Raw genomic sequence first — 21,249 nt, 5'->3', positions numbered from 1 at the left:
ACAGAAGCTCCCTATTTCAGGGAGTTTCTTTATTTTGTAAATACTTCAAAAACAGGTATTTAGCGACTCAATGTAAATTTAATGTTAACTAAAGGTTTATTTTTCGTAAAATATATGTATCTTTATTTCGTTAAGAGATTATTGATAAATTTAAAATCCCAAATAAAATGAAAGGAATAACACTAATTTTTGCACTAATATTTTCAGTTGTAATCAACGCACAAGATATAAAACCTGAATTTGAACAAGATGGTGAAATGTTAAAAGCCACTTACTTTCATGACAACGGAGTAGTTTCCCAAGAGGGTCAATTCCTTAATGGAAAACTTCATGGGGAATGGAAAATGTATGATGAAGATGGAAAGAAAATTGCTATGGGGGAATATTCCGATGGAAAGAAATCAGGAAAATGGTTCTTCTGGGATGCCAAAAAATTAAAAGAAGTAGATTTTGTTGATAGCAAAATAGCCAATGTTACCGAATGGAACAGTGTGGGTCAATTGGCAGTCAATAAATAATAATTTTTTTTTGAATTGGAAACCCGGCGTATATCGCCGGGTTTTTTTGTTTTGGATCTTGCCGGAATCCGTTCTGGAGCGCATTATTCGTGTAAGGGAGAATGATATTAGACCATAATATTGCTTCCAAAGGCCAAGTTTTTCTTAAAGGCTTCTGGAGCCGATAATTCCCCGGGTATTTCCCTAACAGGGCAGTTGTCTTGTTGGACAAAGTACAGGTTTAGTGCAAAAAAAGAGCCGGTTTTGTCAAAACAGGCTCTTTTTTATTTGGGAGCAAATAACCTAGGCAGCTGCAACTTCCTTAGTTTTTGGCTTACCAATTCCTCTAACCCCTATTTTTATTCTGTAGGTTATGTTAAACAGCACAGGTACAATAATCAACGTTAGGAAGGTGGCTACGATCAGACCAAAGATTACAGTCCAGGCCAATGGTCCCCAAAATACTACGTTGTCCCCTCCCACGTATATATGCGGGTTAAATTCCGAAAACAAGGCAAAGAAGTCGATGTTCAATCCGATTGCCAAAGGGATCAACCCTAAAACAGTGGTGATGGCCGTTAATAAAACCGGCCTAAGTCTGGCTTTTCCTCCCTTAATAATGGCTTCTGTTGCATCTTCCATTGTCAATAGGGCTTTATCGTCCATGCCTAGTTTAACCTTTCTACGGTCTATAAGAATCTGGGTATAGTCCAATAGAACCACCCCATTGTTCACCACAATACCGGCCAAGGAAATTATTCCCATCATCGTCATCATGATCACAAAAGACCATCCAGTAATCATTAGACCTCCAAATACCCCAATAAAACTTAGGAAAATGGCTATCATAATAATCAGTGGTTTGGAAATACCGCCAAACTGAAATATCAATATCAACATAATAAGGCCCAGACCGGTGAAAAATGCTCCTACAAGGAACATCATCTGTTTATTCTGCTCTTCTATCTGCCCCGTATAGTCTATTTTGATATCGGCAGGAAGGTTTTTAAACTCTTCCATTTCCTTTTGAATCTCGGCTACAATGGCTGCCGCATCCGTAAAACCAGGTTGAAGTCCGGAATATACGGTTACTACACGTTTATTGTCCCTGTGCTTAATGGCACTAAAGGCCGAAGTATTTCTTTCGGTGGCCACAGCAGAAATAGGAATTTCCTTGATTTTGCCCGTAGATTGGTCCCTAAAAATAATATTTTGGTTGAAAAGGGCACTTTTATTATATCTTAAATCTTCGCTAAAGCGGACATTGATATCGAAATCATCCCCATCTTCCTTAAAGACTCCGGCTTTTTCACCAAATAGGGCCCTACGCAATTGGTTCCCCACTTGCCCTACAGAAACCCCTAGTTCACCTGCCTTCTTACGGTCTACGGCAACTTGCATGGAGGGCTTGCTTTTGTTTACGTCTATTTTTATTTCTTCTATCCCCGCAATATTCTTAGTGTTTATAAAATTTCTTATATCCTCGGCGGTATTGATCAACTGGTCGTAATCTTTCCCTTCCAATTCAATGTTAATAGGATAACCTGCCGGTGGGCCATTGGCTTCTTTTTCCACGGAAATGGCTACACCTGGATAAATACCACTTAGTCCGGACTGAACCTTGGCACGGATCTCCTCAGTATTCATGCCTCTTCTGTACTTGAACTCGCTAAAGTTAACGGTGACCTTGCCCTTATGTGGCATTTCTGCTGAAGAACCTCCATCTGCCAAAGGATTGCCCGCTCCTTCCCCTACTTGAGATACGGCAGAGGTCATCATAAAGTTTTCACCATTGTCCATATACTTATCTTCGTTGATAATGGCATATACTCTTTTTTCAATATCAAGGGTAATTTCATTGGTTTTTTCTATGGCCGTCCCCTCAGGATATTCTATATAGACATATATTTCATTGGGGATGTTGTCCGGGAAGAATTCTATTTTGGTCCTTCCGCTACCAACTGACATTCCGAATAGCATAAATACCACTACCAAAAGCATTGCCGTTATCCCAAAATACCAGTATACATTTTTCCCCCTCAAGGCATGTACCAATCTTACCTCATACCAGTTTTCAAAACGGGTCATTGTATTTTTCTGAAAACGCAGCGCCCATTTTTTCAATAGATATTTGTATATCCAAAACATAGCTGCCGTTACTATCAATACCGATCCCAGGCCTCTCACCGGGCCACCGAACAAGAGTATCAATAAGCCAAATCCGCCCATAATACTACTGATGCGTATCAACTGTTTTAAGGTCAGCTCTTTTTCTTCGGTATCCATAAAGTTGGAAACCAACATAGAGTTCATAAATATGGCCACAAACAGGGAGGATCCCAATACAACGGACAAGGTGATTGGAAAATAGATCATAAATTGCCCAAATATTCCTGGCCATAGTCCTAAAGGAACAAAGGCTGCAACCGTGGTTGCCGTGGAAATAATAATTGGAAAGGCAATTTCACCAATCCCCTTTTTCGCCGCTTCTATGCGAGGCATTCCCTCATCCATTAAACGATACACGTTTTCAACGACCACAATACCATTATCCACCAACATTCCCAATCCCATGATCATTCCAAACAAAATCATGGTATTAAGCGTGTAGCCTAACCAGGACAGGATCATAAAGGACATGAACATGGACATAGGTATGGCAAAACCCACAAAAAGGGCATTTCGGAATCCTAAAAAGAACATAAGTACCCCTACGACCAAAATAATTCCGAAAATGATATTATTGACCAGGTCGTCCACTTGGTTCAGAGTTCTAGTAGAGGAATCGTTGGCTATGGAAATATGAAGATCTTGGGGAAAATAGTTTGCCCTAGTAGTCTTAACTATTTCCTTGATCTTATCCGAAGCCGATATGGCATTTTGGCCTGCGCGTTTTTTTACATCCAACATCACCACACTTTCTCCAAATTCCCTGGCATAGGTGGTTTTATCCTTTTCATCAAAATGAATGGAGGCAATATCTTTAAGATAAACGGCCCCGTTCTCAGATTTTACCACAAAATCATCTAGTTGCCTTGGATTTTCTATCTCGCCCAAGATACGTATGGTGCGGCGTTGACCACCCATCTTTAAATTTCCTGCGGACATGGTCATGTTACCATTGCCTATGGCCTGCATTACATCGTCAAAACTCACTTTGGCCGCCATCATCTTGTAAACGTCAACAGCAACCTCCACTTCTTTTTCCTGTGCTCCGCGGATGTCCGCTTTTTTTACTTCTGGAAGATTTTCAATTTCGTCCTGAAGGTATTCGGCAAATTCCTTCAACTTTTCTACTGGATAATCCCCGGTAAAGTTGACGTTCATTATGGGAACTTCTTCAGAAAAATTTAGGTCGAACACATTAGGTTCTACTTTGGCTCCGTTAAAGGTAGGCCAGTCTTCACTTGCTTTTTCACCATCTACCTCATCCTTCACCTTTTGTTTTGCCGCTTCAACGGTAATTTCTTCGTCGAACTCAACCGTAATAATGGAGTAATCTTCCTGTGAGGTAGATATGATTTCTACTACATTACTGATGTTTTTTAATTCATCTTCCAAAGGATCGGTTATCAACCTTTCAATATCCTCCGCTGTATTACCTGGATAAGGGGTACTTATATAAATCTTGGTTTCTATGATTTCCGGAAAGTCTTCCCTTGGCATGGCCATATAGGAGGAGAATCCGATCCATAGGAAGATACCGATCATTACGTAAATAACGGAAGGGTTATCTATTGCCCATGACGATAAACCAAATTCTTTGTCTGCGTTTTTTTGTAATTTGCTCATGGACTTTTTAGTTTAAAACTTTCACTTTTTGACCATCCTTAACGCTTCTAGCGCCTTCTTTAATGATGTGATTTCCATTACTGATACCGGAAAGGATTTCCACATAACCGTTTTGGGACTTGCCCGTGGTTATGATCATCTTTTTGACTACAGCTTCGTTTTCGGCATTTAATTCCTCGGCCAAATAGGCATATTGCTCTCCTTCGGCATTTTCGGAAACAATACTTTGAGGAATAAGAATGGCATTTTCACTGGTGTAATCGTTCAATTGTACCTTGGCGCTCAAGTTGGGCTTAATGATCCCAGACTTGTTGGGTACAGGGATTTCTACAGTAAAGGACCTGTTGCCAGGATTAATAAAGTTTCCTGTTTGTCTAATGTTGGTCGTTATACTGTCGCCTAAAACGGGGAAATACACTTTGGCTTCCTTCCCATTTTTTATACTGCCCAAATAGTTTTCCGGTACTTCTACTACTATGTACATGTCCGAAAGGTTTACTATTCGGAAAACTTCAGATCCCTGACCGGGGGCAACCACTGTTCCTTGGTCTTTGATGACATCGTCTATAATTCCTGAAAATGGAGCTCTAATGGTGGATTTTTCCAACTGGCTCTGCATTTGTTTTACGGCATTTTCGGACGCTTCAAAATTGGTCTTGGCCTGGAGATATTGTATCTCAGAGCCAATTTTTTGTTCCCATAGCCTTTTTTGACGCTCAAAAGTGGTTTTTGCCAATACTGCTTGGGTTTTTAATTGCTCTAGTTGACTGCCCATACCACCATCGTCTATGCTGGCCAAGATTTGACCTTTACTTACCTCTTGGCCCTCTTTTACGTATACTTTGTGCAATACACCCTGCATTTCTGGATAGATAAGTACGTTCTGTTTTGTTTTAACGTCCCCTTGCAGATCCAGGTAGTGGTCAAATTTTATGGGGTTGGCTATAACCGTGGTAACTAAGGGAAGATTTTCATCTCCGCTCATGGATCCAATAACCGAATCCAACTTTTTCATTTCAGTTTCCATTACTTTTTGCTGCTCGAAGAGTTCACTTTTCTTGGCTCGCAAGGCATTGAGGTCTCCTCCAGAAATAAGGTCGTCCACTGATTTTTGATTGTCGTTCCCGCAAGAGACCAATAGGGATCCCAGTGCGAATATGTGAAGTATTTTTTTCATAAATGTTTATTTCTAGGTTGATGTTTTTCGTTTATAGTTCGCTGTTAAGTACCGTTTCCAATGCTGTTTTCTTGTTGATTACCTCTACCATGGATTGGAGGTATTCCTGTTGTGCCGTATACAGTTGCGTTTGCGCCTGTCTCAATTCGAAACTGGACGCAAGCCCTTCGGAATATTTAATTTCATTTTTAATTTCAATTCGCTCGGCCAGGGCCAAATTTTCTTTTGAAGTATTGTACTCCTCTATGGAAAATAGGTAGTTGCTCTTGGCTGTTTTATGTTGTAGTCTAATGTTTTGTTCGGTCTCAGACAATTGGGTCTTAGCCTTTTCCAGAGCAATTTTTGCCCTAGCTGTTTTTGCGCTTCTGCCCAAAGAGCTAAAGATCGGGATATGCAGGTCCAATCCTAGCACGGATGAATCGAACCAATCGGTTTCGCTACTGAAAAAGTTGAATTTATCACTGTATGAAGTGCTTCCATAGTTTACAAAGGCATTTAAGGTGGGCAAGGCTAGGCTTTTTTGTAATTTAAGCTCCAATTCCCTTTGCTGGTTAAGATTGGCAGCTATTTTAAAGTCGACATTTTTGTCCATAGCCAAATCTTCTTCCAATAGATCCAAGCGTATTTGCGCTTGGGCCAAATCGGATAAATTTTCACTTAGGGTGGTAGGGGCGTCAATATCCAAGCCCATAATTAAATTCAACATTTGTAAAGTAATCGACTTGAGACGTAAGGAATTTTTTAGTTGATTGTCAATAGACGACAAGGTAATTTGTAATTGTTCTACGCTTTCTTCATCCCCCAGGCCATTTTCAAAAAGTTTTTGCGTTTCAAAAAGATTTTTTTCCAAGTTGGCCTTGTTTTTTTCTAGAATGGCAATATTTTCTTGCGATAATAAAACGTTGCCATAAGCTTCAACGACAGAGGTGCGAACCCCCAATTCTGTCTTTTCCTTGTAGTTCTTGCTATAGGCGATAAAGGTCTTGGCGGCCTGAATGCCAACTAGGTAGGATCCGTCGAATATTTGTTGTTTTAGGGTTGCAGTGGCAATGGCAGTTTGCGGTTGCCCAAAAACAATGGGTATAAATGTTCCGGGTTCTTGTCCTGCCAATTCACCTGGTAATAGGGAAACGGGCTGCTTTAACTGATTTTGGTAGCTTACCGCCCCATCTATCTGAGGAAGTCCCGTAGCAATGGTTTCCCATTTTTGTTTTTGTGCATCCAATAGATCGCGGTCGGCATTAATGGCACCGTAATTATTTTCCAAGGCAAAGGCAATGGCCTCCTCCAAGGTGAAAGTATATGTTTGTTCCTGGGCGTAAGTCCAAGTGGTTGTAAATAGCATCAAAAGTGCTAAAAAACTGTTTTTCATAGTAGTGTAGTTAATGTTTTTTGATCGGTTCATTTAGCTGTTTTTATTCATGTGTAGAATCGATTATATCATTTAGTATCTTTCTGCCCTTTGGTGTTACAATTCCGCGCAAATGATATTCCAGAAAATAATCCTGTAATTCTTTTGGGGAGAAATTACCCTCAGGGAAAAAGCGGCCGTCCTTTATGCCAGCTACGCCCGAAATATAGATACGCGATATAAATTCTATGTTTAGGTTTTCCCTGTAAATACCTAGTTCCAAACCTCTTTTAATATTACTTACCGTGCATTGTTGCATAAGTTCGTATTGCTTTTCCCTAAGGTTGTCAAAAATTCTGGGATAGTATTTCTGTAACTGGTATTGGGGGGAAGATTTTTCATCCTTCAAATGGGATATGACAAACTTTTTGATGTCGTATAATTCTTCAATGGGATTCTTACCAGTGGCACAAATCAAATCTATTCCTGAATTAATCTGGTTAAATAAGCAGAAAGTACATTCCTGCACCAACCTTGTCTTGTTTTCGAAATGGGTGTAAATGGTCTTTTTGGATATCCCCATTTCATTCGCCAAATCGTCCATAGTCACACTTTTGAAGCCTAGGTTCAAAAACATATCCGATGCCTTTTCTAAAATTTTTTCCTTCATAGAGGGGGCAAAGATAATCTTGGAAACTAATAAAACAAAAAAAGTTTCCTAAGTTTTACATTTTCTTAACAATTTGGTTTACCTCCATCTTTTTTCACAGGGAATAGTTTCTTAGGATAAGTGATTTCTTTTAATGTATTTTTGAGAAAAATTGCCGTTATGCATAGCATTGAAGAATACAGATCCGATTTCATGGCCCATATGGAGAATAAGGTGAAGATCAAGGAGCCCGTAAATCTTTATGAGCCTATTTCCTATATTTTAAATTTGGGAGGGAAGAGACTGCGACCTGTTTTAACATTGATGACCACCGAAATTTTTGGAGGCGACTATAAAAAGGCTTTGGATGCTTCATTGGCCATTGAGGTATTTCACAATTTTTCATTGGTGCATGACGATATTATGGACGAGGCTCCCTTAAGGAGGGGAAAACAGACCTTGCACAAGAAATGGGACCTGAACACTGGAATTCTATCGGGAGATGCCATGTTGATATACAGTTACCAACTATTGGAAAGTTATCCTGAGGCTATATTCAAGAAATTGATGCAGGTGTTCAGCCAGACCGCTTTGGAAGTTTGTGAAGGGCAACAATATGATGTGGACTTTGAGAACAGGGAAGATGTTACTATTCCTGAATATTTAATAATGATCCAAAATAAAACAGCGGTATTGGTAGCCTCTGCTATGAAAATGGGAGCTATAATTGCGGATGAATCGGACGAGGTTCAGGATTTGATCTATGACTTTGGCAAGAACCTTGGGATCGCTTTTCAATTGCAGGACGATTATTTGGATGCTTTTGGAGACCCCAAAAGCTTTGGGAAGCAGGTTGGGGGTGATATTATTGAAAACAAAAAGACTTTTTTGTATTTACAAGCCTTGGAAACGGGAACCCCAAACCAGGTACAGGAGTTGGAACACCTTTACTCCATTAAGCCCAAAGATGCTACGGACAAAATAGTTAAAATAAAGGAGTTGTTTGTGGAAACAGGGGCAGTAAACCTTACCTTAAAGGAGATAGAAAGTTATACCGTAAAAGCATTCAACACCCTGGAACTTCTTTCCTTGGAATCGGCAAAAAAAGAGATATTAAGGCAGTTTGGAACTGCCCTAATGAAACGTGAAGTTTAAGTTGCTTTGGACCAACATCTATGAGTCATCAGCTTAAGGAAGTCAATCCTTTTTCATACCGGCCAAAAATTCAATTACATCCCGTATTTCCCTTTTAGACATAATTGTTCCCATTGGTGGCATGCCCGAAGCCATATTTTGTCTTTTGTCTATTCTGGACAAAGCAATTTCCATGGGTTCCGCATCAGAAGTTTTTAGTATCAGCTCATCTTCGGTTTCCTCCTCCAATATTCCTGTGACCGTTTGTCCATCTTTAAGGGTAACGGTAACCATTCCGTATCCTGGGGCCAAACGGGCACTAGGATTGATTAAGGCCTCTAGGATCTGTTCCCTGCTCAATATATTTCCAATATTGTCCAATGCCGGACCTACGGCGCCACCAGCACCGCCAACAGCATGGCATCTAACGCATTGGCCGGCAGAATTGGTGTTGAAATATTGATAACCTGCCCGTCTGTTTCCGCCATTTAGTGTTTCTGTATAGGCATCCAAACCATCTCCTTGGGCTTTTAGCGTGCCCAATTGGGCAATAAGTTCTTCGGATTTTGTAGCCTCAACAGCTTCTGTCAAATCGAGTATGACCCCGTTGGAAAGCTTTTTATTATTTCCCTGTTTTATCAGGGAGCTTAGGACATCCTTACTCTTTTCAAGGGGCATATCCCCTAATACACTCAACATTTTTTGTTGTTCAACAATGGATCCACTTCTAAATATTGGCTCTACAATGGTCGGTAACTTTTCTTTTGGGATATCTATCTGGGTCACTAGTCCAACGGCTACGGTACGTACATCCCGATCTTTATCAGCCATACCTATCTTCATGGCCTCCTCTATTTTGGTATAGTTTAAATCCCCAAGGGCGGTTAACATGGCCGATCGTACTTCTGGTGAAGCATGGCTTTTCATAATCTGTGCCAGTTGGGCATTATATCCATCAATTTCAAGTGCGCTTATGGCTTTGGCCGCTGCCACTAGAATTTCTGGGTTGTTATCCTTTAAAAATTCGGGAATATAATTCTCTATTTTCTGTTTTACTGCAATGGCATCCCTGTTAATTTCGCCCCTATATCGTCCATCTACCCTGTCCAGAACCGAAGGTGAGGCCCATGTGCCAATGGCCGCCAATGCTTCACCTCTAAGGACACTGGAAACAGATGTTCTTCTTGCAAAGTTGACCAGTAAGTCTAATTCCTTGTCGCCACCAACCCTAAGGGCGGCATTTATACTCCTGCGCAATAGAGGCTCTGATGTATATTTTTCCTCATTTAGCAAAGAAGCCAATGCAGGCAGGGCGGGTTCAATAGACCAATCGTCGTTGATGGCCCTGGCTGCCTCGGTAACTATATATTCATCCTGGTCCTTTAAAAATAGTGTTAACTGTTCATTCTGTAGACGTCTCAACACAAGGACGGCTGCAAGGCGCAAACTTCTGTTTTCGCTGTTGGCCAAGGCAACAATTGGGGCAATCTCCCCGATTCTCGTCAACGCCAATACCCCGGCATGCCTTAAATAAAGGTCTTCGTCATTATTAGCTTCCAACATGCTCAGAAGGGGTTGAACCGCATTTTTTTCTGCAACCCTGCCCAAGGCTTGGGCGGCGAAGAAACGAACCCTGGCATTTTCATGACCGAGCAAGGAAATTAAATCCGGAGCGGCTTTGTTGTATTTTACATCTCCCAAGGTTTTGGCCGCCTGTGCTACTATTTCTACATCACTGTCCTTTAAAAGACCCATGAGGGATTCGGCTGTTTCCATATTTTGTCTTGCCAATTGTCCAATTCCCCATATTCCGTGTACCCGGGCCAATTGATTTTGCTTTTGTGCAATAGCTGCCGTAAAAGCTTTTAATCCTTTGTTTTCCCTATTGGCCAACTCGAACTGAGCTTTTTGCCGAATACGCATATCGGGATAGGAAAGGAATTGGGTTAATTTATCAACGCTTTGATCCGCATAATCCAAGGTCATAAGTCGCTCTGTTTCCTTTCTTTCAGCCTCCAGATCGTTCTTATTTGGTGCCACATCCAATTTCCAGACCCGACCGTAATTTTTGGTGTCCCAACCATTCATCCAATCGGCAATATAAAGCGCACCATCCGGGGCGAAACGAATTCCTGTAGGTAAAATTCCGCTGAGGATGTCCTGTTCCTTATTTAGTTCAAAGGAGGCACCTTTTGGTTTTAGGTCGAAGCTCCATATGTGGGATCTACTTGGATTGCCCACAAACTCCACGAGAAAGAATTTGTTTCTCCATTCTTTTCCCAAAGCGGTACCTGGATTGTACGCCATTCCGGTGGGGCCATTGTGAAAGTTCATCAGGGGCGGAATAATATAGGCAGCCTGACCCTCCCAATGTGGGACGAATAGTTTTTCGTCCATCCAAACATTATATCCGTTGTTTTTTGGGTCGGTATACTTGCCATATTGCCAATTGGAACGCCAACCCGCATCGGATCCCTCCACTATATAAACCAATCGTTCACTTTCCCCGCGGTGATCACCGTCGTTGTCGGCAGTAATTATATTGCCGTATTCATCGAACACAAATTCGTGGGTGTTGCGGACCCCGGCCGCGAAAACCTCAAAATCGCTGCCATCTGGATTGGATCTAACAATAACGCCTTGGTTAGGGTATTTGTGATGTGTTCCGTCCGTAGTGGTAATATTGGCGCCTATATCGCCTATACCCCAGTATATTCTTCCGTCAGGACCTTCAATGGCGCCCGACATTCCATGGCCTCCAAAACCGATATGAACTCCATAACCATGGGATATGGATGTTTTATCGGTCATGATACCATCTCCATCCTCATCGGTAATTCTCCACATATCAGGGGCAATACCCACGAACATGTCATTTTTTCTAACCAATAACGCCCCTGCCACATCGGATACTTCGTCGTGAAAGTCGTTCAGTATTCTCGTGGCAATATTGGCCATGCCCGTACCGTTTTGGTCTTCCAGCCTCCATATTTCCTCCTTTTGTACCGTTAGGTCCCTCCAGTCATGGATACTATCCTTATTTAGGTCTTTTAACCACTCGTTTTCAGAACTTTTTTCGGTAGCGAAGGTTTCGTGCAAGAAGTTTTTTCTGTCTTCCACGGATTGTAGGGCAATGGATGGTGTCATCCAATGTCTAAATCCCCTGATATCAAATTCTGAGTTTTTTTGACGATTGGTCCGTGTTAGGTAAATACGCCCTTCATCGTCCACCGACATGGCAACCGGATCGGGAGCCAAAGAATCCGAGGCCCATAGGGACAGCGTTAATCCGTCGGCAACTTGGGCAGGAACACCTTCCCTTATTTCTTTAAATCTGCTTGTGGCCGTGGTAGAATCTTCTTTGATTACCAACAAGGGCTCCGTTGGCTTTGAGGGTTTATCATCACAGGATAAGGTGCAAATGCCAAAAAAACATAGAATTAAGGCAGATCTTAGAAAAGTTGTGGTTTTCATAGGGTTTTAATTAGTCTTAAACAGAATAAAATATAAGGGTATATGTCAATATCGTAAAAATGCCTGTTAAATTAAGAAAATCCTGCGTAAGAAAGCTAGGATAAATTCTTTTTTAGGGCATGAGGCAATAATCACTAGGTCTTCCCAGATGGTGGTTTTTTCATCCAAGAATTTAAATATTTTATGTGGGTTACTCCTCTTGAACAGTTGGCCAAAAATTAGTCGCCCCTTATTATTGTCCCTAAAAAGAATATCCAATAATAAAAGGTCATAAAACCAGAATCGATCTTTCTTAAAATAGGTATTTAGGGGCTTTTCTTTTTTTAAAAAAGGTATTAAAGCCATGGTTTTTTGATATGAGCGCATAAAGGTGTAGCCCGAGCTGGGCTTTGCCCATCCTCCGGCGATCCCGATATGCATGATATTTTCACTGTTGTGGGCGTTAAAATTATAGGAGGTCATGGGGATGTTACCTTTTTCTTTTTCCAAGATTTGATAATCCTGACATTTTAATTCATTTTTTAGATAGGATTTTATGGGCTCTTCATATTCCGACCGGGCTAGTACATTTTCAGAAAATAAGGTGTATTCTATCAAGGCTTCCGTTTCGGTAAAGGGCAGCACATACATAAACCTGGTATTCCCATGCTGTGGAATGGAAAAATCCATAAAAGTAGCTTGGTCTATGTCAAAAATAGGTTTTGTTGTTCTTACAAACCAGCCTATAAAGTGTTGTTTCAAGACCGGATACTTTTGCTGTTGTAACAATGGTCTATAGTCAAAAATACTATTGAATACCTTTTTGCCCCGAAAGGTATTGGTCTCGGTGTTGACCAATATTTCGTTGCCCTGGTCTTTAACTTCCTGCACCGTTCCTTCCAAAAATGTGATGTTGGAATGCTTTTTTATTTTCTCGTGGTAGGCCGTGTAAAAATCTTCTGCCTTCAGCATCTTATAGCGGTAGGGGGTAATGGGCATGCGTTTGGAATACCGGTCGTCTGCGACCAAAATATGATCCCAGGTCTTGTGAAGTATGGCATCAAATTCTCCATGTCCAATTTCCCAAAAACACCAGGTGCGATCATTTTGAAAATTAAAATTCTTTTCCAGCAACAGAATGGATTTTTCGGAAAAGAAATTGTCCTTGCCCAGGGCGTCTGCCATTAGTAATCCGGAGGCTCCGGCGCCAATAATTATATAATCGTATGTTGCCATGGAAATAATCGCTAAGGAAAAGTAATTACGCTGGATTATGAAAATTTATGCATCAATTCCTTATATCATTCCCAAAAATACGAATTCTATTCATAGGACTTATATTGCCCTTCACGTTAGTATATATGGTAACCTTAAGGCATTTTTTCAAAAATTTCCAGTAATTGTTCTGCATCCAAATATTGGAAATAGCGTGCTTGGGCATTAAAGGATGAATCCATAAATACTAAGGCGGGGAGGGAAAAGGGAGCATCTTGCCTACTGGCCAATAGAAGGGGTATTTCGTGCACGGGATTGCGTCTATGGGCCCGTTTATTGGTAAAAACTTGTTGCCCAAAAACAATGGTATCGGTAGTTTCCACGTTCATTCTAATGGCATAGAAATCCTTGTTCAGTTGTTTGACGACCATCGGGTCTTTGAAGGCCACTTCATCCATTTTTAGGCAGGGGGCACACCAATCCGCATAAAAATCTATGAATACTTTTTTAGGGTGTACTAGGAGGGAATCGTGCAATTGTTCAAAGCTGATCCAATTAACACCCATATGTTCTTGGGCAGCAACATTGTTCCAGGACAGCATTGTAGTTGCTATAAATAATAAAAATATTCTCCTTGGTCCTATCATTTTTAAAGGGATTTTATTCTTAACCCAACAAATACGGTTCTTGGTGCTCCCGGGCCATAGACGTAATTGCTATCCCTGTTTTTCCCAAGATCAAAATCCCCTTGATAGGCATTGGTCAAGTTTTTTACTCCGCCAAATACTTCCATTCCAGTGTCAATATTAGGAAATTCAAACTCGTATCCCATTCGTAGACTTAGTTCTGTGAACGATGGGGATTTGACATATTCATCCATTAGCTGACCAGTGCCTTCCCCACTGAAATGTACCAATTCCATAGGCCCGGTATAAACTATATTTGCACTAGCGCTAAATGTTTTGGTAGGAGTATAGGTAACTGTAGCGTAACCATAATTGTTCGGAGTTCTAAGAAACTCCCTTTTTGACTCTAAGCCTTCAATATTCTCTACGGCATCATCAAAAAGGCTGGACTGAAGGGTAAAGCCCGCTTCAATCTGAAGCAAATAATCAAAATTGGCCCTTGTTTCCAAGGTAATCCCTTTTACAGTGGCTCCACTCCCGTTTCTCTTTTCAAATCGTTCCCCAAATTCGTCCTCTCCCAAAGGGAAGAGATAAAAGGCGTCATTTAAATGGGTATAAAAACCTTCTAGGGTAAAACCTGCAATGAAATGCTCTGAGGCCTTGTCATAATTAACCGATCCGGTAAAACTGTTGGAACGTTCTTCTTTTAGAGAGTCGGATAGGGATATTCGGGAGATCCCTCCACCGGCAAAGGCGATGTGCAGGTCGGTATCAAAGGCCTGTGGAGCCCGAAAACCGGTACCCCACCCCAATCTAAATTGGGTCTCTTTATTCCATTTGTACAACAGGGAGAGTCTTGGGCTAATAATGGCATTGCCTAGCAAATTATGTTGATCGACCCTGAAGCCTGAAAGAAAATTAAGATCCTGGGTAATGTCCCAATCGTTTTGTACAAAACCACTTAAATTTCTTGTGGTCTGGTCTATTTTATAATTATAGGACTCAATAATATCGAGAACGTCATCATATACATATTCTGTACCAAGGGTTAACACGGTTTTGCCCCCTAAAAAGCTGTTGAGCGCATGATTGTACTGTACCCCTCCTTGATGGGTGCTAACATTTGAAATTCCATAGGGTGGGTCGGCCAAAAACCCGGATAATTCCGGTTCACCATCCGGGATTATGCCCGTATAATGATCGCGATCGGTGTATTGACCGCCATAATAAAGTATTAGGGCACTTTTTTCTTCATTGAAATTGATTTGGTAGTCCAAACTGCCCATGAGAACGTTATGGGTCCTTTCCTCGGATTGCTTTGCCAAGTGGGCGGGTTTATTGACCATCTCGCCCCCGTAGCGGTATTCATTGATACTGCTAATACTTACTTCGAGTTTCTGATTTTCCCGTGGTAGATAAAAGAAATTGGCACCAAATGAATTGTTGCGTAGTTGTGGTAGCTCCGAAAAATTATCGCCGTTGTCGTCATAGGTGTCCCTGTCCCGTTTGCTTACGAAAAAGGTGGCACCGGCATTTCTTTTTGGGTTAATGACTGTAGCGTTTCCGAGTAAAAGATGGTCGTTGCTATTTTTTCCTAAATTTTGATAGGTATAGGTTAAGGAATAGTCGTTTTGCCTAGGTATTTTGGTCATTACGTTCACCGTACCACCTATGGCACTGGACCCGTATAGGGCAGATACCCCGCCGCGGACTATTTCTATGCGCTCTATCATGTTGGGAGGAATTTGCTCCATCCCGTATAGGCCGGTGAGCGGACTAAAAATGGGACGACCATTGATCAAGATCTGTGAATATCCTCCTTGGAGACCATTCATACGCAACTGGGTGTAGTTACAAGTCTGGCAATCGGTTTCTACGCGTAGGCCAGGTTGAAATCTCAGCCCTTCGGAAAGATTGGTGGCCACCACATTATCCAGTGTTTTACTGCTGATCAAATTTACTATTACAGGGGAGTCTGTACGTCTTTTGTCGGTCCTCGTTCCCGTCACCACTACTTGTTCCAGCCCCATTACGTCTTCCTTGAGATCGAAATTTAATTTTGAGGGTAGGGAATTATTCAATTTAATTTCCTTGTGTACGGATTTGTAACCAATGCTTTGGCATATCACTGTATAGGTTCCAAATGGTGCAGATAGGTTATACTTCCCATTCTCATCGGTAGTAGTCCCTATTTGTGTGCCTTTGAGTTGTATGGTGGCGAAAGCTAAAATTTCATCGTTGGACATTACGGTACCTTCCAAAGTTGCTTTTTGGGAAAATAGTTGGAACAACGTCAAGAAGAGAACTGTGCACAGTGCATGTTTCATTAATACAAAATTAAATTTAGGCAAATCTAAAAATTTGTTTTTATAAATAAAAATGTATTTTTGCGTAAATAAGTATTTAATGACACGTTCGGAAGAAAATTATATTAAAACTATTTTTCATTTGGGTAGGCAGGGTACTCAGGAAGTAGCTACCAATGCTATTGCGGAACTTATGGAAACCAAGCCTTCTTCGGTTACCGACATGATCAAGAGACTTTCCGAAAAAGATCTAGTAAATTATAAGCGTTACCAAGGGGTTTCTTTAACGCCCTTGGGAAACAAAACGGCCTTGGGAATTATTAGAAAACATAGGCTTTGGGAAGTATTCTTGGTAGAGAAGTTGGATTTTTCTTGGGATGAGGTCCACGAAGTGGCGGAACAGTTGGAACATATTAAAAGTGATAAGCTAATAGACAGTCTTGATCGGCTGTTGGCATTTCCAAAGTTTGATCCCCACGGAGATCCCATACCTGACAAGAACGGCGGATTTAAGGAAAGGGATAGGGAGTTGTTGAGCGAAGTCCCAATAAATTCGGAAGGAGTATGTGTTGGGGTAAAGGATTCATCGGCAACCTTCTTAAAATTTCTGGATAAGAATGGTATAGCCTTGGGGAACCATATAACAGTGATGGAGATAGAGGAGTTTGATGGTTCACTGAACATAGATATAGATGGTAGAAAAATGCAAATTTCGCATGTCATTGCTTCTAATTTGTACATTAAAACCAATGATAAAATATGAAGGAGATTATTGACTATTTTGAATCTATAGATCCTATTTTAGCAGCGTTTTATGCAACCTTGTTTACTTGGGGACTTACGGCCCTGGGGGCAGGGTTGGTTTTTTTCTTTAAGACTATGAATCGCGCCGTGTTGGATGGCATGTTGGGTTTTACTGGCGGGGTAATGGTGGCGGCCAGTTTTTGGAGTTTATTGGCACCAGGTATAGAAATGAGCCCAGGAGAAGGCTTTGTAAAAGTAGTTCCTGCAGCAGTTGGATTTTTATTGGGGGCCTTGTTCCTTTTTGGTTTGGATAAGGTATTGCCACATTTACATATTAATTTTAAGGAAAACGAAAAGGAGGGTCTTAAAACACCCTGGCATAAAACCACCCTGTTAACCTTGGCAATTACCTTGCACAATATCCCGGAAGGACTTGCCGTTGGGGTATTGTTCGGCGGTGTGGCTGCCGGATTTGATGGTGCCACAATTGGTGGGGCCGTTGCCTTGGCCCTGGGAATTGGGCTTCAAAATTTTCCCGAGGGTTTTGCGGTTGCCATGCCTTTAAGACGGCAGGGTTTGAGTAGGAGAAAGAGTTTTATGTACGGACAGGCCTCCGCTTTGGTAGAGCCTATCGCAGCGGTATTGGGTGCTTGGGCCGTTCTTACTTTTCAGCCTATTTTGCCCTATGCGCTCTCTTTTGCGGCAGGAGCTATGATCTTTGTAGTGGTGGAAGAGGTGATACCGGAGACGCAACAGGATAAGTTTACCGATATTGCCACCATGGGATTTATAGGAGGTTTTATAATTATGATGACTCTTGATGTGGGTCTCGGTTAAAATATTTCAATTTGAAAAAGTAATCATCTATCTTCAATTCTATTATGGGAAATACTGAAAAAAGACATTGGGTGTTAAACATTCTAATTGTAATCACAATTATTGTAGTTGCCTTGGCTTTTACGGCGCATTACAAAAATTGGGTAAAGACAGAAAAGGAGGATCTGGAGATTTTATCGGGGATTTATTTTGTTAAAATACCATATGCGAATATGGATAGTATTGAGATGGTGGAAAGGATACCTTCCATGGAGCGCATCAATGGGTTCTCTGTTAAAGAAAGGGAAAAGGGGGTTTTTAAGGAGGATAGCTTAAGTAAAAATAAGGTTTATGTTTATGTGGATAAACTCTCACAACCTAAAATAAGGTTGGTATATCAGGATTCCTTGAAAATATTTTTAAATATGCCGGATAGCACGGAAACGGTATCAATGTTTCAATTTTTGTCCAACAAAATACATCCACCTAAGGAATAGATGATTAACTTTGGTTTTTAAGCTGTGGTGTCCATGAAGAAATTTATATGGTTGATGATCCTGACCCTTCCTTATTTTGGGGTTTCCCAAAATAGTCTATCCATAGAACTGCTTGGAGTTAAGTCATCAATGGGCAATATTAATGTTGCCGTTTATAATGGATCGAAAGGATTTTTGAAATTTGAGGATGTATTTAAGGTGGAACGTATAGCAGCTACAGAGGTTGCCACCCACTTTAAGATTTCCAATCTGCCCAGCGGGGAATATGCAGTGGCCATATTTCACGATGAAAATGCGAATGATAAGCTGGATACCAATTGGTTGGGAATGCCGAAGGAGTCCATTGCCTTTTCCAATGCCAAAATAAAGGCATTTGGCCCTCCAAGCTACAAGGAATGTGCGTTTGATCTGAATAGGGATTTGGATATAAAGATGGAATTCAATTAGGGTTAACAATCCACTTCATAAAAAATAGATTTATGGTACTTATAGCTCACGTTCTGGGTTCTCTTTTTGGTCTTCTTGCAGTAATTTTTGGGGCATTTGGAGCACACGCCCTAAAAAAGACCTTTAATGAACAACAGTTAAAAAGTTTTGAAACAGGGGTAAAGTATCAAATGTACCATGCCATTTTGTTGCTGGTATTGGGATTTAATTTAAATCTGGAAACCGCCTTGGAACGTTATATGATCTACTGCTTTATAATTGGGACATTTCTTTTTTCCTTTAGCATTTACGGTCTTTCCATTAGTGCAGCCAAGGGCAAGAAAATTAAGGTTTTGGGGCCTATTACACCCTTGGGAGGATTACTCTTGGTAATGGGCTGGACATTATTGCTCTATTCCTTTATCCAAAATTTCGTGTAGTATTCAATTAACCTCTACTTGAGCCGTAAAATCCTTAATGGCCTGATTGGGTTCCAAAATATTGTATCCCTTCCAAAATTCTGGATCGTAATTGGGCATGTATGTAGGTAGTACCGTATTTTTTTCCTCAATGGAATTGAACTCTTGGGCAGTTATATGTTCCGTATCAAAAAGTATCAGTTCGCGCTTATTTACACCGCTACTGGCCATATCCAATTTTAGGGAAAGCTCGTTCTGTTTGTTCCTTCCCTTAACGCGCTTGTTTAGTTCAATGATCTTCAAAGGTCTTTTAATTCCCACCTTGGCACCCAATTCTTCTTCCAAATAGCGCAGATGGTAAAGTCCATCGTCATCTTTAGAAAATATCATTTTGCCCCTATCCAAATATTGGTCCAAGGAAACCCCTAAAAGCTTGAAGGTTCTTATGGATTTAACATTGTTATAATCTAGACGGATTATGGCAAAATCATCGGCATTTATATATAGCCTTCCCTTGTAGTCGGCAGACCTCTTGGGCTCAAAATCCAATATATATACTGCATCATCGCCCCAATAGGTAAAATCGACCATTTTAAAATGATAGCGATTATTTTTTTTGATGAAGTTGAGGTCGGAATCTTTAAGAAAAAACTGTTTTTCCATAATTTTTCCCAAACTTCCCTTTTTAAAGGAAGCGAAGTTCCTCTTGCGGTCCTCTTCCTTTTTTTTCTTTTCTGCCAGTTCCTTTTTCAGGGCCTCGGCGTCAGTGGAATCGGTTTCGAAGGTCATAAATTCGTCCGCATCCACCTTGGTGCCAAATAGGCCCGATTTAATTTTGAAGTAGGAATCGGGCTTTATATTGTTCTGTAGGATATCGTTAAACTTTTCCTCCAAGGAAGTCAGGTCCAGTTCACTTTGCTTATCATAAAGGTCTGAAGCCTTAATGAGGGTCAGTTTTTGGTTGTCCTTTTCAAAATTGCCGTAAAAGTCTCCAAGAATCTCGGTATAGCGACTGGATTTTCTCGGGATGGAATTAAGGACACTGTCCAAAAACTTCTTGTTGAGGGCCTCTATGGTAGATTCCTTAAAGGTGTAATTCCTTTTAGTGAGGGTCTGGTGGTAGGAATCCCGAAAAAATACCCTTTTTTTAGTGAGGTTGGTACTGTAGTTTTGGTCGATATTGTTCTTTACCTGCTCAATAAGTTCTTCCGCGGTATACTGTTTATTGCTTACTATTACGGGATTTAATTCTATGGGCTTTGCACTTAAAAGAATGACATTTTCCTTGAATTCGTTCAATGGCTTGCCCAAGGCCTCGTATCCCATGCATGAAATAAAAAGGGAATCGGTTTCCTTAGTGTTCGAATCCAGGAGTAGACTAAAACGGCCTTCCTCATTGGTAATTACCCCTTTTTTGTTGGATAACTGTATGGTGACGTAGGGGATAGGTTGTTGGGTAGCGGAATCTTTTACAACAGAGGTGATAACTTGGGCCTGATGGTAGAAAAATCCGAAAACAATTAGAAGAGCAGTAAGTAAGAGTTTGTTTATTACCATGGTAGTGGGCTCTCGTTTGATATAGCGTTGATAATATTGATCGATATTAGAATTCCGATATTTTGAACCGTCTCCAATTGGGAAAATTTAATTATTCCCTTTATGGTCATGGCAAATTAATTGAATTTTCGGTTTTTTGGTTCTTTCCCCCTCCCTAAAAGGATCCAAAAAATTTGAGTTTTCGAGCATAATAGCTGTTTTAAATTAGAGCTTGGAAGTGGTCCAACGAATACCAAAATAAGGATTTGGATAACCGATAGCAATGGTCTTATGATTATTTTAAGACAGAATCGTTTTTTTTTAGGCCAATTGCAATACGTGTTAAGGTAGGCAAACTCCCTCGGGACAAGCCTGTCCAACCGATATAGGCAGGCCCGCAAGGCATTAAAAGGAACCTTATTTTAGATTTCGACGCCCGCCTGAATGGAGCGGGCAGGTAAGCGTTGGAGCAGCTGCCTCTGGTAAGCAGGTTAAAATCTCGATTATCGAGTAAATTGTTGCTTTTGCAAGCTTAATGACAACCACAATCACCATCGCCACAACCTTTGGAGCTGCGTTTTTTGCCGGCGAAAAGGGATTTGGGCAAGAGA

General features: G+C 40.9%; 16 protein-coding genes. 7 read left to right on the top strand and 9 right to left on the bottom strand.

The features are described 5' to 3' along the window. The first annotated feature begins 167 nt into the window (after positions 1-167). Positions 168-518 (top strand): nicotinic acid mononucleotide adenyltransferase, encoded by a 351-nt coding sequence (locus MWU84_RS10930; protein WP_246901518.1) that lies wholly within the window; start codon positions 168-170, stop codon positions 516-518. Positions 519-800: 282 nt separating this feature from the next. Here the strand turns inward: MWU84_RS10930 and MWU84_RS10925 are convergent, their stop codons facing one another. The 4 genes from MWU84_RS10925 to MWU84_RS10910 are packed head-to-tail and all read right to left on the bottom strand — an operon-like array spanning position 801 to position 7,487. Next, positions 801-4,289 carry an efflux RND transporter permease subunit gene (locus tag MWU84_RS10925; protein ID WP_246901517.1) on the bottom strand — a complete coding sequence of 1,163 codons (3,489 nt, stop codon included), beginning with the start codon at positions 4,287-4,289 and terminating at the stop codon, positions 801-803. A 7-nt stretch (positions 4,290-4,296) separates the two neighbouring features. Next, positions 4,297-5,466 (bottom strand): efflux RND transporter periplasmic adaptor subunit, encoded by a 1,170-nt coding sequence (locus MWU84_RS10920; protein WP_246901516.1) that lies wholly within the window; start codon positions 5,464-5,466, stop codon positions 4,297-4,299. Between the two features lie 31 nt (positions 5,467-5,497). Then, positions 5,498-6,838, bottom strand: coding sequence for a TolC family protein (locus MWU84_RS10915; RefSeq protein ID WP_246901620.1), 1,341 nt, complete (start codon positions 6,836-6,838; stop codon positions 5,498-5,500). A gap of 43 nt (positions 6,839-6,881) precedes the next feature. Further along, the gene (locus tag MWU84_RS10910) at positions 6,882-7,487 is read right to left on the bottom strand and encodes a TetR/AcrR family transcriptional regulator (protein ID WP_246901515.1); all 606 of its coding nucleotides are present in this window, start codon (positions 7,485-7,487) and stop codon (positions 6,882-6,884) included. A 159-nt stretch (positions 7,488-7,646) separates the two neighbouring features. On the opposite strand from MWU84_RS10910, the gene MWU84_RS10905 reads away from it, so the two are divergent. Further along, entirely contained in the window at positions 7,647-8,621 is a 975-nt protein-coding gene (locus MWU84_RS10905) for a polyprenyl synthetase family protein (RefSeq protein WP_246901514.1), read from the top strand. A 42-nt stretch (positions 8,622-8,663) separates the two neighbouring features. On the opposite strand, the gene MWU84_RS10900 is transcribed toward MWU84_RS10905, so the two are convergent. The 4 genes from MWU84_RS10900 to MWU84_RS10885 all read right to left on the bottom strand — a co-directional run bounded on the left by MWU84_RS10900 (position 8,664) and on the right by MWU84_RS10885 (position 16,221). Further along, a complete protein-coding gene (locus tag MWU84_RS10900; RefSeq protein ID WP_246901513.1) occupies positions 8,664-12,074 on the bottom strand; it encodes a HEAT repeat domain-containing protein in 3,411 nt (1,136 codons plus the stop codon). A gap of 66 nt (positions 12,075-12,140) precedes the next feature. Beyond that, a complete protein-coding gene (locus MWU84_RS10895; protein WP_246901512.1) occupies positions 12,141-13,289 on the bottom strand; it encodes a lycopene cyclase family protein in 1,149 nt (382 codons plus the stop codon). A gap of 134 nt (positions 13,290-13,423) precedes the next feature. Beyond that, positions 13,424-13,915 carry a thioredoxin family protein gene (locus tag MWU84_RS10890; protein ID WP_246901511.1) on the bottom strand — a complete coding sequence of 164 codons (492 nt, stop codon included), beginning with the start codon at positions 13,913-13,915 and terminating at the stop codon, positions 13,424-13,426. 2 nt (positions 13,916-13,917) lie between these two features. Then, positions 13,918-16,221: a TonB-dependent receptor gene (locus tag MWU84_RS10885; RefSeq protein WP_246901510.1), complete on the bottom strand. Its 2,304-nt coding sequence runs from the start codon at positions 16,219-16,221 to the stop codon at positions 13,918-13,920. Between the two features lie 79 nt (positions 16,222-16,300). Between MWU84_RS10885 and MWU84_RS10880 the strand changes: the two genes are divergently transcribed. The 5 genes from MWU84_RS10880 (at position 16,301) to MWU84_RS10860 (ending at position 19,123) form a co-directional block, all read left to right on the top strand. Then, positions 16,301-16,963 carry a metal-dependent transcriptional regulator gene (locus tag MWU84_RS10880; RefSeq protein WP_246901509.1) on the top strand — a complete coding sequence of 221 codons (663 nt, stop codon included), beginning with the start codon at positions 16,301-16,303 and terminating at the stop codon, positions 16,961-16,963. Beyond that, positions 16,960-17,781: a ZIP family metal transporter gene (locus MWU84_RS10875; RefSeq protein ID WP_246901508.1), complete on the top strand. Its 822-nt coding sequence runs from the start codon at positions 16,960-16,962 to the stop codon at positions 17,779-17,781. The genes MWU84_RS10880 and MWU84_RS10875 overlap by 4 nt, the downstream gene beginning before the upstream one ends. 71 nt (positions 17,782-17,852) lie before the next feature. Further along, complete coding sequence (locus MWU84_RS10870) at positions 17,853-18,257, top strand: hypothetical protein (RefSeq protein WP_246901507.1); 405 nt, start codon at positions 17,853-17,855, stop codon at positions 18,255-18,257. A 33-nt stretch (positions 18,258-18,290) separates the two neighbouring features. Next, on the top strand, positions 18,291-18,704 hold the full coding sequence (locus MWU84_RS10865) for a DUF2141 domain-containing protein (RefSeq protein ID WP_246901506.1): 414 nt from the start codon (positions 18,291-18,293) through the stop codon (positions 18,702-18,704). Positions 18,705-18,736: 32 nt separating this feature from the next. Then, positions 18,737-19,123 (top strand): DUF423 domain-containing protein, encoded by a 387-nt coding sequence (locus MWU84_RS10860; RefSeq protein WP_246901505.1) that lies wholly within the window; start codon positions 18,737-18,739, stop codon positions 19,121-19,123. Positions 19,124-19,126: 3 nt separating this feature from the next. On the opposite strand, the gene MWU84_RS10855 is transcribed toward MWU84_RS10860, so the two are convergent. Continuing rightward, positions 19,127-20,659, bottom strand: coding sequence for a carboxypeptidase-like regulatory domain-containing protein (locus MWU84_RS10855; RefSeq protein WP_246901504.1), 1,533 nt, complete (start codon positions 20,657-20,659; stop codon positions 19,127-19,129). Between the last annotated feature and the right edge of the window lie 590 nt (positions 20,660-21,249).

It is taken from the genome of Arenibacter sp. F20364 (genome assembly GCF_023015905.1).
Lineage (GTDB): Bacteria > Bacteroidota > Bacteroidia > Flavobacteriales > Flavobacteriaceae > Arenibacter.
This window is presented reverse-complemented; position numbering and strand designations above follow the sequence as displayed.

Bases quoted from the DNA above. Each gene is read 5' to 3' on its own strand.
- MWU84_RS10925 (WP_246901517.1), bottom strand. From the start codon at position 4,289: ATGAGCAAATTACAAAAAAACGCAGACAAAGAATTTGGTTTATCGTCA.
- MWU84_RS10910 (WP_246901515.1), bottom strand. From the start codon at position 7,487: ATGAAGGAAAAAATTTTAGAAAAGGCATCGGATATGTTTTTGAACCTA.
- MWU84_RS10860 (WP_246901505.1), top strand. From the start codon at position 18,737: ATGGTACTTATAGCTCACGTTCTGGGTTCTCTTTTTGGTCTTCTTGCA.
- MWU84_RS10920 (WP_246901516.1), bottom strand. From the start codon at position 5,466: ATGAAAAAAATACTTCACATATTCGCACTGGGATCCCTATTGGTCTCT.
- MWU84_RS10885 (WP_246901510.1), bottom strand. From the start codon at position 16,221: ATGAAACATGCACTGTGCACAGTTCTCTTCTTGACGTTGTTCCAACTA.
- MWU84_RS10915 (WP_246901620.1), bottom strand. From the start codon at position 6,838: ATGAAAAACAGTTTTTTAGCACTTTTGATGCTATTTACAACCACTTGG.
- MWU84_RS10895 (WP_246901512.1), bottom strand. From the start codon at position 13,289: ATGGCAACATACGATTATATAATTATTGGCGCCGGAGCCTCCGGATTA.
- MWU84_RS10875 (WP_246901508.1), top strand. From the start codon at position 16,960: ATGAAGGAGATTATTGACTATTTTGAATCTATAGATCCTATTTTAGCA.
- MWU84_RS10880 (WP_246901509.1), top strand. From the start codon at position 16,301: ATGACACGTTCGGAAGAAAATTATATTAAAACTATTTTTCATTTGGGT.
- MWU84_RS10905 (WP_246901514.1), top strand. From the start codon at position 7,647: ATGCATAGCATTGAAGAATACAGATCCGATTTCATGGCCCATATGGAG.
- MWU84_RS10865 (WP_246901506.1), top strand. From the start codon at position 18,291: ATGAAGAAATTTATATGGTTGATGATCCTGACCCTTCCTTATTTTGGG.
- MWU84_RS10890 (WP_246901511.1), bottom strand. From the start codon at position 13,915: ATGATAGGACCAAGGAGAATATTTTTATTATTTATAGCAACTACAATG.
- MWU84_RS10930 (WP_246901518.1), top strand. From the start codon at position 168: ATGAAAGGAATAACACTAATTTTTGCACTAATATTTTCAGTTGTAATC.
- MWU84_RS10900 (WP_246901513.1), bottom strand. From the start codon at position 12,074: ATGAAAACCACAACTTTTCTAAGATCTGCCTTAATTCTATGTTTTTTT.
- MWU84_RS10855 (WP_246901504.1), bottom strand. From the start codon at position 20,659: ATGGTAATAAACAAACTCTTACTTACTGCTCTTCTAATTGTTTTCGGA.